This window comes from Streptomyces sp. Go-475 (assembly GCF_003330845.1).
Lineage (GTDB): Bacteria > Actinomycetota > Actinomycetes > Streptomycetales > Streptomycetaceae > Streptomyces.
Genome location: NZ_CP026121.1, coordinates 454,683 through 468,315, shown reverse-complemented (window position 1 = coordinate 468,315; position 13,633 = coordinate 454,683). Strand labels below are relative to the sequence as shown.

The 13,633-nt window shown below is 73.2% G+C and carries 8 protein-coding genes; 3 read left to right on the top strand and 5 right to left on the bottom strand.

The features are described from left to right. The first annotated feature begins 52 nt into the window (after positions 1 to 52). The 3 genes from C1703_RS02170 to C1703_RS02160 all read left to right on the top strand — a co-directional run bounded on the left by C1703_RS02170 (position 53) and on the right by C1703_RS02160 (position 4,141). The gene (locus tag C1703_RS02170) at positions 53 to 718 is read left to right on the top strand and encodes a haloacid dehalogenase type II (RefSeq protein ID WP_114250272.1); all 666 of its coding nucleotides are present in this window, start codon (positions 53 to 55) and stop codon (positions 716 to 718) included. Positions 719 to 746: 28 nt separating this feature from the next. Beyond that, on the top strand, positions 747 to 2,030 hold the full coding sequence (locus C1703_RS02165; protein WP_114250271.1) for an FAD-binding oxidoreductase: 1,284 nt from the start codon (positions 747 to 749) through the stop codon (positions 2,028 to 2,030). A 131-nt stretch (positions 2,031 to 2,161) separates the two neighbouring features. Next, complete coding sequence (locus C1703_RS02160; protein WP_114257245.1) at positions 2,162 to 4,141, top strand: heavy metal translocating P-type ATPase; 1,980 nt, start codon at positions 2,162 to 2,164, stop codon at positions 4,139 to 4,141. Positions 4,142 to 4,148: 7 nt separating this feature from the next. Here the strand turns inward: C1703_RS02160 and C1703_RS02155 are convergent, their stop codons facing one another. From C1703_RS02155 to C1703_RS02135, 5 genes are all read right to left on the bottom strand, one after another. After that, positions 4,149 to 5,219 (bottom strand): LacI family DNA-binding transcriptional regulator, encoded by a 1,071-nt coding sequence (locus C1703_RS02155; protein ID WP_114250270.1) that lies wholly within the window; start codon positions 5,217 to 5,219, stop codon positions 4,149 to 4,151. 101 nt (positions 5,220 to 5,320) lie between these two features. Beyond that, the gene (locus tag C1703_RS02150; protein WP_114250269.1) at positions 5,321 to 7,702 is read right to left on the bottom strand and encodes a beta-galactosidase; all 2,382 of its coding nucleotides are present in this window, start codon (positions 7,700 to 7,702) and stop codon (positions 5,321 to 5,323) included. Next, on the bottom strand, positions 7,696 to 9,453 hold the full coding sequence (locus tag C1703_RS02145; RefSeq protein WP_114250268.1) for a glycoside hydrolase family 35 protein: 1,758 nt from the start codon (positions 9,451 to 9,453) through the stop codon (positions 7,696 to 7,698). The genes C1703_RS02150 and C1703_RS02145 overlap by 7 nt, the downstream gene beginning before the upstream one ends. A gap of 32 nt (positions 9,454 to 9,485) precedes the next feature. After that, positions 9,486 to 10,676: an MFS transporter gene (locus C1703_RS02140; protein ID WP_114250267.1), complete on the bottom strand. Its 1,191-nt coding sequence runs from the start codon at positions 10,674 to 10,676 to the stop codon at positions 9,486 to 9,488. A 143-nt stretch (positions 10,677 to 10,819) separates the two neighbouring features. Continuing rightward, a complete protein-coding gene (locus tag C1703_RS02135; RefSeq protein ID WP_157993073.1) occupies positions 10,820 to 13,456 on the bottom strand; it encodes a DUF6185 family protein in 2,637 nt (878 codons plus the stop codon). Between the last annotated feature and the right edge of the window lie 177 nt (positions 13,457 to 13,633).

Below are 13,633 nucleotides of genomic sequence, written 5' to 3'. Positions count from 1 at the left end.
TGAACCCCCTACTGAACGCCCTTGTGACATCCCGAAATCGAGGCTGAACACCATGCGAGAGATCGTCACCTTCGACGCTTACGGCACCCTCGTCGACTTCCAGCTCGGCCCGACCACCCTGAAGGTCCTGGAGGACCGGCTGGACCTGGACAACCTGGACGTCGACGAGTTCCTCGACGACTTCCGCGTCATGCGCTTCCAGGCCGTCCTGGAGGCCTACCGCCCGTACCACGAGATCCTCCACTCCAGCCTGCGCAACGCCATGCGCCTGCACGGCCTGGAGTACCGCGAGTCCGACGGCGACGCCCTCGTCGAGGCCGTCCCCACCTTCGGCCCCTTCCCGGAGGTCCCGGAGGCCCTGCGCGCGCTGAAGACCAGGTACGAGATCGCCATCATCTCCAACACCGACGACAACCTGATCGCGCGGAACGTGGAAAACATCGGCGTGGAGTTCGACCACGTCATCACCGCCCAGCAGGCCGGCGCCTACAAGCCGGACCGGCAGACGTTCGAGCACGCCTTCACGACCATGGGCGTCGAGCCGTCCCAGGTCATCCACACCGCCCAGGGCTGGGAGTACGACCACATCCCGACCCGCGACCTCGGCCTGAAGCGCCGGGTGTGGATCAACCGCTTCGGCCGCCCCGGCAGCGCCGACTACCAGCCGTACGACGAGCTGCCCGACCTGTCGGGCCTGCCGAAGCTGCTCGGCTGCTGAACCCCGGACGGATGTGAGGACGTACGCCATGAAGCAGATCCCCTACTGGCTCGACACCGCCCCCGCCCTGCCCGACCGGTCCGGGCAGGACCTGCCCGACGAGGCGGACGTGGTGGTCATCGGCGGCGGCCTCACCGGCCTGTCCACCGCCTACCACACCGCCCGCAAGGGAGCCCGGGTCGTCCTCGTCGAGAAGGACAAGGTCGGCTCGGGCGCCTCCGGCCGCAACGGCAGCATGTGCACCCAGGGCCTCACCATCAGCCCCGGAGAGGCCCGCAAGCGCTACGGCCAGGAGCGTGCCCGCGAGCTGTACGACTCCTTCCGCGAGGCGGTCGACGTGGTCGAGGAGATCACGCGGACGGAAGAGATCGACTGCGACTTCCACCGGGCCGGCCGGCTCGGAGTGGCCTTCAAGCCGCAGCACTTCGAGTCGATGCGGGCCACCCAGCGCGACCTGGCCGACAACTTCGGCCACGAGACCCAGCTGCTGACCCGCGCCGACCTGAAGTCGGAGCTGGGCTCGGACTACTACCACGGCGCCCTGCTCGACCCGCTCAGCGCCGCCCTGCACGTCGGCAAGTACGTGCACGGCCTCGCGGAGGCCGCCGAACGGGCCGGTGCGGAGATCCACGAGCGCAACGCGGCCACCGGCCTCACCCGCCTGCCGGGCGGCGGCTTCGTGGTCGAGACGCTCCACGGCGGCATCCGCGCCAAGCAGGTCATGGCCGCGACCGACGCCTACACCGACAAGGCGCTGCCCTGGTTCCGCAAGCGGCTCATCAACGTGGGCAGCTTCATCGTCGTCACCGAGCCGCTCGGCGAGGCACGCGCCAAGGCGCTGATCCCCAACGGCCGTCTGGTGGTCGACTCCAAGAACATCGGCCACTACATCCGCCTCACCCCCGACCACCGCCTCGCCTTCGGCGGGCGGGCCCGCTTCGCCCCGTCCGACCCGGCCTCCGACGTCAAGAGCGGCGACATCCTGAAGCGGGAGATGACCGAGATCTTCCCGCAGCTCGCCGGGGTGCGGATCGACTACGTGTGGGGCGGCATGGTCGGCTTCTCCTGGGACCGCCTGCCGCACGCGGGCGAGGCGAACGGCCTGTACTACTCCATGGGTTACTGCGGCCACGGCGTCCAGATGGCCACCTACATGGGCCGCGCGGTCGCCGAGATGATGGACGGCCGTCCGGAGGCCAACCCGCTGCGCGGCCTCGGCTTCCCGAAGGTCCCGGTCCCCTTCTACAACGGCACCCCCTGGTTCCTGCCGTTCGGCGGCGCCTACTACAAGGCGAAGGACAAGCTGCGCTGATCCCCGTGGGCCCTTGCGCGACCGGCCGCGCAAGGGCCCGGGCCCACGGCTTCAGAATGAAGACATGAATCAGTCTTCATGTGTTCCTGTATGGTGAGGAGTCCCCGCGTCCCCGCCTGAAGGACCCCCTGATGACCTCCACCCTCACGCCGCAGCCGGTCGACCGGGCGAAGCCCGCTCGGGTCGGTGCCGTCCCCCGGCGGCGTACCCGTGTGCTCGCGCTGCCCGAGGCGCGCTGGGCCGCGGCGGCCACCGTCTTCTTCCTGCTCGCGCTGCCCCTCCAGCTGACCGGCGCCCCCGCCTGGACATGGGGCCCGCTGTACGCGCTGTCCTACGCCACGGGCGGCTGGGAGCCGGGCTGGGAAGGCCTCAAGGCGCTGAAGGAACGCACCCTCGACGTCGACCTGCTGATGGTCGTCGCCGCCCTGGGCGCGGCCTCCATCGGGCAGGTGATGGACGGTGCCCTGCTCATCGTCATCTTCGCCACCTCCGGCGCCCTGGAGGCCCTCGCCACGGCCCGCACCGCCGACTCCGTCCGCGGCCTGCTCGACCTGGCCCCCGCCACCGCCACCCGGCTCACCCCGGACGGCGGCGAACAGACCGTGCCCGTGGAGGAGTTGTCCGTCGGCGACACCGTCCTCGTCCGCCCCGGAGAGCGCGTCGGCGCCGACGGCCGGGTCCTGGAAGGGGCGAGCGAGGTCGACCAGGCGACCATCACCGGCGAGCCGCTCCCCGTCGCCAAGGAGCAGGGCGACGAGGTCTTCGCGGGCACCCTCAACGGCACCGGCGCCCTGCGGATCCGGGTCGAGCGCGACGCCTCCGACTCGGTGATCGCCCGCATCGTCCGCATGGTGGAGGAGGCGTCCGAGACCAAGGCGCCCACGCAGCTGTTCATCGAGAAGGTCGAACAGCGTTACTCGCTGGGCATGGTGGCCGCGACCCTGGCCGTCTTCCTGGTGCCGCTCGCCTTCGGCGAACAGCTCACCGACGCGCTGCTGCGCGCCATGACGTTCATGATCGTGGCCTCGCCGTGCGCGGTCGTGCTGGCCACCATGCCGCCCCTGCTGTCGGCCATCGCCAACGCCGGACGGCACGGCGTGCTGGTGAAGTCCGCCGTGGTGATGGAGCGGCTCGGCCAGGTGGACGCGGTCGCGCTGGACAAGACCGGCACGCTGACCGAGGGCAGCCCGCGCGTCACCGACGTACGGCCACTGCCCGGATCCGCCCTGGAAGAGCAGGAGGTGCTGCTTCTGGCGGCGGCCGCCGAGCGGCCCAGCGAGCACCCGCTGGCCCGGGCGGTCGTGGACGCCGCCCGCGCACGCGGCCTGGACCTGCCGGACGCGCGGGACTTCACCTCCGCGCCCGGTGTGGGCGTGACCGCCGTCGTCAGCGGCCGTACGGTCGCGGTCGGCGCACCGGCCCGGCTGCTGGACGACGCCGACGGCGAAGCCGCCCGGGCGGCGGCCGAACTGGAGGAGTCCGGCCGTACCGCCGTCCTGGTCGTCGTCGACGGCGCCCCCGCCGGCCTGCTCGGCATCGCCGACCGGCTGCGCGCGGACGCCGCCGCCACCGTCGCCGCGCTCACCACGCTCACCGGCACCGCCCCGGCGCTCCTCACCGGCGACAACCCCCGGGCCGCCGCGCACCTCGCCGCCGAGGCCGGCATCACCGATGTCCGCGCCGGGCTGCTGCCGCAGGACAAGATGGCCGCCGTGCAGGAGCTGGAGAGCACGGGCCGCAAGGTGCTGGTGGTCGGGGACGGCGTCAACGACGCGCCCGCCCTGGCCGCCGCCCACACCGGCATCGCCATGGGCCGCGCGGGCTCCGACCTCGCCCTGGAGACCGCCGACGCCGTGATCGTGCGCGACGAACTCGCGGCCGTCCCCACCACCGTCGCCCTCTCCCGCCGCGCCCGTCGGCTGGTCGTCCAGAACCTCGTCATCGCCGGGGTGTTCATCACCGGCCTCGTCATCTGGGACCTGGCCGGGAACCTGCCGCTGCCGCTGGGCGTCGCGGGCCACGAGGGCTCCACGGTCCTCGTCGGCCTCAACGGCCTGCGGCTGCTGAGGGAGTCGGCCTGGCAGCGCGCCGCCGCCGAGGGCACCGGCTGAGTCCCCGTCAGCGCGCCGGCGCCGGGCCGCTGCTCGCCCGCACCACGAGGTCCACGGGGACGAGCGTGTCGACCCGCGGCCGCTCACCGGGGCCGTCGATGCGGTCCAGCAGCAGCCGCAGGGAACGCGTGCCGATCTCGGCGAAGTCGGTCCGGACGGTGGTCAGCGGGGGCAGGAGGTGCGCGGCCTCGGGGATGTCGTCGTAGCCGACGACGCTGACGTCCCCGGGGACGGACCGCCCGGAGTCGTGCAGGGCGTGCAGCAGGCCCAGCGCCATCTGGTCGTTGGAGGCGAAGACCGCCGTCACCTCCGGGCGCCGGGCCAGCCGGCGGCCCAGCTCGTAGCCGGAGTCGGCGCTCCAGTCCCCGACGACAGGCGCCGGGACGTCGGCACCGGCCGCCTGCAGCGTCGCCTGCCAGCTCGCCAGCCGGGCGTCGGCGGAGGTCCAGCCGGTCGGGCCCGCGATGTGCCAGACGGTGGCGTGCCCCAGACCGAGGAGGTGCTCGGTGGCCTTGCGGGCGCCGGTGCGGGAGTCGCCGGTGACCAGGGGCGTGCTGTCGTCGAGGGAGTTCTCCAGCACCACCAGGGGAGTGCCCAGATCGGTCGTCTCGGCCAGGGCCCGGCCCACCCACAGCTGCGGGGCGATCGCGATCACGCCGTCCGCGCCCTCGGCGGACAGCCGGTTCACGGCCTCGACGACGGTGTCGTGGTCGGCGGTGTCCAGGGCGATGGAGCTGACGAGGTAACCGGCGTCCTGAGCCGCGGTGTTGATCGCGGTCAGGATGGCGGCGGGCCCGTACCGGGCGGCGTCGAAGGAGATGACCCCGAGCATCCGGGTCCGGCCGCTGGCCAGCGACCGCGCGCTGCGGCTGGGCCGGTAGCCGAGCGTGCGCATGGCGTCCAGGACCGCCTCGCGCGTCGCGGGGCGGACGGCCGGATGGTCGTTGAGCACCCGGGAGACGGTCTGCTTGGAGACGCCGGCCAGCCGGGCCACGTCGGCCATCACCGGCCGCGCCCCCGCGAAGTTGCGCCTGCTGCGGCCCTTGGGGACGGGGCCGTCGGCGACGCTCGGTGTCATGGCGGGTGAGTCCTCGATGTCGGTACGGCGGTGCTGACCCGCCCGGCAGGAGCACAGCATAGGCGGGCGGGTGCCCGAAGGCCCTCGAAAGCCACCGGAGCTCAGCCCGTCCGCACCGCCCACGTACGGGTGAGCACCCACTCGGCGCCCTGCACCCCGGCCGCCCGCCAGGCGTCACCCACCTGCCCGGGCACATGTACCGGCGCGTCCGCGGCCAGCGGCAGCACCGTCAGCCGCAGACCCCGCTCCCGCGACTCGTCGGCGGGCAGCCGGTCCAGGCCGATGTCCCAGACCCGGCCCGAGTAGAACTGGTCGGCGACCAGGACCTGCCCCACGTGGGCCCGGGCCAGGTCACCCGTCCAGCGCAGCCGCAGCAGCACACCGGCGGGATCGCGCAGCAGGTCGTCCGGTACGTCGACGCGGTACTCGGCGGCCAGCGCCTCCACCTGCTTGTCCGCGGGCACACTGGCCCGGCCCAGCACGCCGGTCACGGGCTCGGGCGCCGGACCGGCGGGCCTGACGGCCGTGACGGTCGCGGCGGTGTGCGCGACCGGCCCCGCCTCGATCGTGCAGCGGCGGAACACGCCGTCCGGCGCCTCCCGCACCCGCACCCCCTCCACCACCAGGGGCGAGTCGGGCGCGGGCAGCACCGCGAACGAGGGCTCGGCGGCCGGGCTGTGCAGCCGTACCTCGTCCCCGTCGAAGACGACGCCGTCCCCGCACAGCACCAGCCGCTCGGCTCCCCAGGCCGGTCCCCGGTAGACGGTCCGGGCCGTCGCCGCGTCCAGGACCAGCAGCCCGACGCGTGAACCGTCGGCCGCGTCCACCTCGACCAGCGCGTCGGTGCCCGGCCGCAGACCGCCGACCAGGATCCGGCCGTTGACCGGCGTGACCTCCCCGGACGGCGTGGCGACGGACGCCACCGTGTCGGCGTCCAGGGCGAGTTCGGGCGCGATGCCGTCCGTCGCGGCCAGCACCAGGACGGTACGGCCGGCCGTCTCGACGGTGCACACCGGCTGCGCGGTGGCCCACTCCAGCCGCACACCGGCCAGGTCCAGCCGCAGCGGCCAGCAGAAGGAGGCCCCGGAGGGCACGGTGACGGGGGTGCTCGGCAGCGTCAGCGCGGACGCCTCGGGGAATTCGACCGTGAAGGTGGTGTCCGGGTGGTCCGGCAGCGGCTCGTGCGGCTGGTGGTTGGTCACGAAGAGGAAGCCCGCGCCGCCGTCGCTGCGGACGGCCCAGCGCAGGGTGTCCCGGTCGTGCTGCCCGGTCGGCCGCCGTTCGGGCAGCACGGACTCCATGGGGGCGATCAGGTGCCCGAAGTCCGCCAGCATCAGGTGCTGCAGGCGCAGTTCGTGGTAGGAGGGCCGCACCTGGCCGTACTCGCCGAGCGGGGCCTGGAAGTCGTAGGTCAGGACCGGCAGGTCGTTGGGGTAGCCGGTGGCGTGCGACTCCTGGAGGGTCGTCGCCTCGCCGGCCGGGTTCGTGCCGCCGTGGAACATGTAGTAGCCCTGCCACACCGAACCGCAGCCGATCTTCGTGAGGCCGAGCGCGGCGATGTCGGCGGCCTCCACCCGGGGCCGCCGGTGATACGCCACCGCCATTCCGCCGCCCAACTCGCAGGTGGCCCAGGGGAACCGGTCCTTCGGTGCCGGAGCGGCGCCGCGCACGGTCGTGGGCCGCAGGTCGGCGCCGATGCCCTCGTCGTCGCGTTCGTGGGTGAAGAAGAAGTGCTTGCGGCAGGTGTCGGGCCAGCCGCCGTCCGCCTCCGTCCAGAACGCCTCGGGATACCCGCCGAACAGGGGAAGCAGCTCGTCGCCGGGGAGCTGCACGCCGCCCCACGCGGTCGACGTCCACAGCGGCGCGCTCAGCCCCGCCTCCTGGGCCAGGCGCTTCAGCGTGCGCAGGTGGCCCGGCTGGTCGTACAGCTCGTTCTCGATCTGGATCGCGACGATCGGGCCGCCGCCCGCCCGGTCCAGACCGCGCAACTGCCCGGCGATCGCGGTGAACCAGGCGCGGACGGGCTCCAGATAGGCCGGGTCGTCGGTGCGGGGCGTACAGGCGCGGGCCAGGAGCCAGTCGGGCAGGCCGCCGTTGCGGACCTCGGCGTGCGACCAGGGGCCGATGCGGGGGATGAAGTCCAGGTCGTGGCGGGCGCACAGCTCGGCGAACCGCCGGAGGTCGCGGTCGCCGTCGAAGCGGACCCGGCCCTCGGTCTCCTCGTGGTGGATCCAGATGACGTAGGAGGCGACGGCGGTCACCCCGCCCGCCTTCATCTTCAGCAGTTCCTCCTCCCACTGCCGGTGCGGGTAGCGGGAGTAGTGGAACTCGCCGGAGACCGGGAACCAGGGGCGGCCGCCCCGGGTGAGCCAGCGGCTGGTGACGCCGATCGGGTCGGGGACGCCGGGCGCGTCCGTGAAGGGCAGGTGCCCGGTCAGCGGGGGAGCGGCGGGCGGGGGAACGCGCAGGACGTGTGTCACCAGGTGTTCTCCGGTCCGAGGTCGGGGGTGTCGGTGAGCTGGGCGCGGGCGGTGGTGCTGCCGTGCAGCTCCAGCAGGACCAGCTCGTTGGTGCCCGGGCGCAGCACGGGGCCGGGGACGTACAGCGTGCGCTGCGGGCCCCGGTTCCAGTAGCGGCCGAGGTGGAAGCCGTTGACCCAGGCCTGGCCCTTCGTCCAGCCGGGCAGGGCGAGGAAGGCGTCGGCGGGTGTACCGACATCGAAGGTGCCCCGGTGGAAGGCCGGTACGGTGACCGCCGTCCCGTCGGACGGGGCGAACGGCACCCCCTCCAGGTCGTCCAGCGGCAGCGGGTGGCAGCCCCAGTCGCGCAGTGCGGTGCCGTCGAAGGAGACCGGTCCGAGCAGGCCCTTGGGAGCGCCGATGCGGGGACCGTAGTTGACGCCGCCCATGTTCTCGACGAGGACCTCCAGTGTCGCCCCCGCACGCGGCACGCGCACGGGCAGCGTCTCGTCGTGCCGTTCGCGCTCCAGCACCCCGGCGGGGGCGCCGTCGACGAAGACCAGGGCGCGGTCGCCGACACCACCGGCGAAGTGCAGCAGGCCGTCGCCACCGGCCGGAAGGGTGGTGCGGTAGAGGGCGTAACCGGTGCGCTGCCCGAGCGCGTCCATGGTGAGCGGGACGTCGGCGCGCACGGGCGCCCCGGCCAGCGGCATCAGGGGTGCGCGGTCGCTCAACTCCACGTCGGTGGGCGGGAGTTTGGGCCCGGGCGTCGGGACGGGCTCGTCCGGCACGGCGGCGTGGCGGGCGATGACCTCGCGGAAGGCGTGGTACTTCGGGCCCGGATCACCGCACTCGGTGAGCGCGGCGTCGTAGTCGTACGACGTGACCGTGGGCTCGTAGGCGTGCTTGTGGTTGGCGCCGTTGGTGAAGCCGAAGTTGGTGCCGCCGTGGAACATGTAGATGTTCACGGACGCCCCGGCGGACAGCAGCCGGTCCAGGTCGGCGGCGGCGTCGGCCGCGTCCCGGACGTGGTGCGGCCCGCCCCAGTGGTCGAACCAGCCGATCCAGAACTCGGCGCAGAACAGCGGGCCTTCACTCTGGTGCTCGCGCAGCCGTGCCAGGCTCCGCTCGACGCGGCTGCCGAAGGTACTGGCCGCGAGGACGCCGGGCAGGGTGCCCGCGGCCAGGTGCTCGGGATCGGCCTGGTCGCAGGTGAACAGCAGCTCCTCGACGCCCCGCGAGCGGAACGCGTCGGCCAGGTGCTTCAGGTACGCGGAGTCGTCGCCGTAGGCCCCGTACTCGTTCTCGACCTGCACGGCGATGACCGGACCGCCCGCCGCCGCCAGGTGCGGCCGGAGCGCGGGCAGCAGCAGGTCGAGGTAGCGGTCGACGGCCCCGGTGAAGCGGGGATCGCTGGTGCGCAGCCGGATGTCCGGGTCGCCGGTCAGCCAGTCGGGCAGGCCGCCGCCGTCCCACTCGGCGCAGATGAACGGCCCGGGGCGCAGCAGCACGTGCAGGCCCTCCTCCCGGGCGAGCGCGAGGAACCGCGGCAGGTCGAGGAGACCGTCGAGGACCAGGGGGCCGTCCGGGTCGGGCTGGTGGTGGTTCCACGGGATGTACGTCTCCACCGTGTTGAGGCCCATCAGCCGCGCCTTGCGCAACCGGTCGGACCACAGGTCGGGATGGACACGGAAGTAGTGCAACGCGCCGGAGAGGATCCGGAACGGCTCGCCGTGCAGCAGGAATCCGTCGGACGTCGTCGTCAGAGCGGGCATGCGGAGCTTCCCTTCGGGAGGCGGGGAGGGAGTCAGTGGGAACGGGTGCCGCGGACCAGCCAGAGCGTGGCGGCCAGGCAGAGTGCGGAGACCCCGCACAGCAGCAGCGGTACCGCGCGGATCCCGGACCACTCGATGGCCTTGCCGAGCGCCGGCCCGGCGGCGACACCTCCGGCCATGGAGGCCGCGATGACCAGGGCACCGGCGCGGCGGGCCCGCGGGGCGGCCCGGTTCAGCCAGGGCAGGCCGGTGGGGAAGATCGGGGCGATGAACAGGCCGACACCGGCGTACGCGTACGGCGCCAGCGCCGGCACGGTCGCGGCCAGCAGACACACCGTCATGCCGGCGCACGACACGGTGATGATGGCCGGGGCGGAGAAGCGCAGCGCGAGCGGGGCGACCAGGAAGCGGCCGACGGTCATCATCAGCCAGTACACGGAGGTGGCGGTGGCCGCGACGCCCGCGCTGTAGCCGACGGTCTCCAGATGCGTGGGCTCCCAGCCGCCCACACCTGCCTCGACGCCGACGTGCAGCACGTAGAGCGCGACGAACACGGCGAGCACCGAGCCGAGGCTCCGGCCGAGGACCGAGCCGCCGCCGGTCTCGGTGCCGGCCGGGAGCGGCGGGTCGTTCCGCACGCCCCGCAGACACAGCAGCAACGGCAGGTTGGCGAGGGCGAAGCCGAGGAAGACGGCCGGGTAGTGCTGCGAGCCGACCGCGCCGATCAGGGCGGGGCCGAGCACGGCGCCGATGCCGAAGTGGGCGTTGAGGATGTTCAGCATCGCGGTCGAACGGTGGCCGAAGCCCACGGCGAACAGCTGGTTGAGCCCGTAGTCGATGCCGCCGAAGCCGAGCCCGGCGAGCAGGGCCGCCGCCAGCGCGGTGGGCCAGTGCGGCGCGAGCGCGAAGCCCGCCGCGCCCACGGCCATCAGCAGGTAGGAGCAGCCCAGGACGGTCCGGTTGCCGATCCGGCCGTAGAACCGGTCGAACAGCAGCACTCCGGCCACGCCGCCCACGAAGTGGGCACTGAGCGCGAGCCCCGCGGCGGAGGGGGAGAGCCCGAACTCCTTCCGGAACGCGGGCACGGCCGGCCCGTACAGGGCCTGCAGCGCACCGATGAGCACGAAGCCCACGCAGGAGGCGACCACGGCGGCCCGGCTGAAGACCGGGGCGGCGGCCGGGGAAAGCGGCGCGGCACGCCGCGCGGTCTGCTGTTCACTCACACGGACTCCGGGGGACGGCCCACCGGAGGCGGGCGGAGGACAGGCGCGTACGGCAGGAGTACAGGTGATGTTACCGGTAACATACGGGGCGTCAACCTGTTTGTGACGGGGCGGACGAGAGGCTGCGCCGCTCCTGCTGGAGGCTAGGAACGGTCGGGCGGCGCCTCGTTCTGGGACGGGACCGCGTCGGGTTCCGCGAAGAACTGCCAGATCGTGATGATGGCGATGATCTGACCGATGAGATAGGCGACTTGAAGGGAGTAGTAGCGCATCTGGTAGACGGACAGGAGCAACCCCAGGCGGCTCTGCCAGTAGCGCCGCTCGCCCCGGAACGTGTCCAGGTCGAGCGCGATCGCGGTGACCGTTAGGACGAACAGCATGGTCGAGATCCGCAGCGCCAGGTTGGTGGCGCCCTCCCGGGTGAACCAGCCGACCAGTCCGTCGAGCGCGGCGGGCGCCGCGAACGCGCACGCGACCGGGATGGCCTTGCTCGCTCCCCGGCGCCCCGGCAGCACCCGCCACAACGCGCCCAGGACGAAGCCGGCCGCGGCGAACGAGGCCGTCCAGGAGACGAGCGTGGCCGTCAGGCCGGGCAGGCCGATCAGATCGGAGAGCGTGTTCTGCCAGGCCTCCCCTCGAATCCAGTCGGCCCAGGTGTTGACGACGGCGGCCGGGAGGCCCGGCACCAGCGCGAGGCGGGCGCCCCGCACGCCGTTGCCCCACCAGTCGTCCCGGGGCCCGAGCGCCAGCGCCGCGTCCACCACGGACACGTCGGCCGGCAGTCGCTCGGGGGCCGTTCCGGGGACACTGAGCACGACCCAGTCGTGCAGGTCCTCCAACTTCCGCTCCAGAGCGGCCCTTTCGGGCGGCACGTCACCGAAGAGCCCCTGGTCCAGGCGGCGCAGCTCGGCATGGATCTCCCGGTAGGAGCGGGCCTTGGCCAGCAGCTTGCCGCGGGCCGTCGGACCCACCACCGTCGCCAGGGGCCGCCCCGACGTCTCGAAAGGCCGGGCCAGGACGGACCGGTGGGCCAGGAGCGTCGTCACTCCGTACAGCGCGAGCATGTAGAGCGGTATCCAGAGGGATTCGAGCAGGGCACTGCCGAGGTGGTTCTGGACGTCCAGACCGGTCGCGAGCGGGAAGAACGCGAGCAGCAGCAGACGGTCCGCCGGGTCGTCCAGCGGCGACAGCGAGGCGGTGTCGTGCCAGGTGCGGAGGACCGCCACCACGGCCAGGCCCGTGAGCAGCCAGGCGTGGTGGCCGATGAGCCAGCTGTCGACGTAGGTCACCGACCACATCGCCTGCCAGAGGAAGTCCGCCCGGTGATCCGCCCCGTACTCGGGATTCACCGGATCGGCCAGCCAGGCGACCCGCTGCCAGTTGCGCTCCTCCGCCACCGCGAAACCCACCGCCATGAGCGCGGCGGCCACGAGGACCGCCGGGAGGACCGTGCCCAGCAGCAGTTGCCGGTCCTGCCCTGGGTGGCGGCGGCTCCTGGGCAGCAGCAGCCCGTCGGCGGCCATGCGCCAGGCGGCGGCCGTGAAGGCGAGCAGGAGCAGCGCCACGACGCTGACGGAGCCGGCGGTCTGCAGGGCGAGGCCCGTCTCCAGCGGCCCGTACTCCTTCTCCGACACGAGGTAGCTCGTCGGGGGCTCGACCACCGTCCACATCAGGGCGGTGGTCACCACCGGCACGAGCGCCACGGCGACGACCGCCCGGCGGATGCGCGCCGGCGGACGGGCGAAGAGGAGCAGCAGCCCGACGCACGCCAGGGCGAGACCGTACTTGACGGCGAGTTGGAGGTCGAAGAGAAGCGGGACTCTGTCCTGCAGAAGCCGGTCGATCAGACTCTCCGACTGAGCCAGCAGGTAGAGGGGGAGCGCCGCCAGGGCCCATCGCCGCAGGTTGCCCGCGCTGCGCCGCTGGGCGTCGGTCGGGAGGCCGGGCCGGTCGCGGTAGCGCCGCAGCGCCGTCAGCAGCAGGGCGGATGTCAGACCCACCCAGAGCATGGAACCCAGGAGGTCGAGCCCCATGGCCGTCGGCTGATCTCCCCGGGCGGCCCAGGAGCGCTGCCATGACGGCCGCGTCGTGACGGTCACGCGCAACTCCCCGGGCATCTCCGCGTCCGCCCGGTCCGTCGCCTGCCCCACCCGGCCGGGACGCCACACCAGGGCGGTGGCGCCGTCGCCCGCCCTCGGTTCGGGCTCCGCCCGCAGGGCTCCGGGGCGTCCCGGATCCACGGTGATCTCGTCCCACCAGGCGCTCCGCAGGGCAGGCGGCGCCATGAGGTCCAGGGACCATTCCCCGTCGGCGGCCGGCTGGACCCGCCACACGCCCACCTCGGTGGCGGAGCTGAGGTCGACCCAGCCGTACGCCTCGTAGTCGACCTTGATCGTGCCGCCCGTCGACGTCACCGACGGATGACCGGAACGCCACTCGGACCAGCGCTCGGAGTCGGACCCGTGGGCGGGTTCCTGCGGTGTGCCCCTGCTGAGGCAGGACATGGCCCTGACGTAGCGGCTGCTGTCCTCGCTGAGCAGCAGATCGTGCGCGAGCGGCCAGGTGCCGGGGACGTCGACCGTGAGCTCGGTGACGACCTTCGTGTACGTGTGGCCGTCATGCTCCAGCCGCACCGACGTCGTGACCTCGGCCCCGGTGAGTCCGGCACTCTCGCACCGGTCACCCGCCGACGGCTCCGCCGCCCGGGCGGCGAAGGCCCCGGCCAGCACGTACACCAGGCACATCACGACCGACACGACCCACGCGCACACACGACTCATCAAGAACCTGCCCCCCCACAGGACGTCGTACGGCACATCATGACGCATGGCACTGACAGCGGCCGGGGCTGTCGGCCGACGGTCGCGGACGGCCGGGCCCGGGCGTGACGGACCGCTTGTCCGCTTGCGGCCGAACACGCGGGCGCGGCAGCGTACTTCGCACAGCATCCGTCAGGG

Coding starts and splice junctions, on each gene's coding strand:
- C1703_RS02170 (WP_114250272.1), top strand. CDS start 53: ATGCGAGAGATCGTCACCTTCGACGCTTACGGCACCCTCGTCGACTTC.
- C1703_RS02165 (WP_114250271.1), top strand. CDS start 747: ATGAAGCAGATCCCCTACTGGCTCGACACCGCCCCCGCCCTGCCCGAC.
- C1703_RS02160 (WP_114257245.1), top strand. CDS start 2,162: ATGACCTCCACCCTCACGCCGCAGCCGGTCGACCGGGCGAAGCCCGCT.
- C1703_RS02155 (WP_114250270.1), bottom strand. CDS start 5,219: ATGACACCGAGCGTCGCCGACGGCCCCGTCCCCAAGGGCCGCAGCAGG.
- C1703_RS02145 (WP_114250268.1), bottom strand. CDS start 9,453: ATGCCCGCTCTGACGACGACGTCCGACGGATTCCTGCTGCACGGCGAG.
- C1703_RS02135 (WP_157993073.1), bottom strand. CDS start 13,456: ATGAGTCGTGTGTGCGCGTGGGTCGTGTCGGTCGTGATGTGCCTGGTG.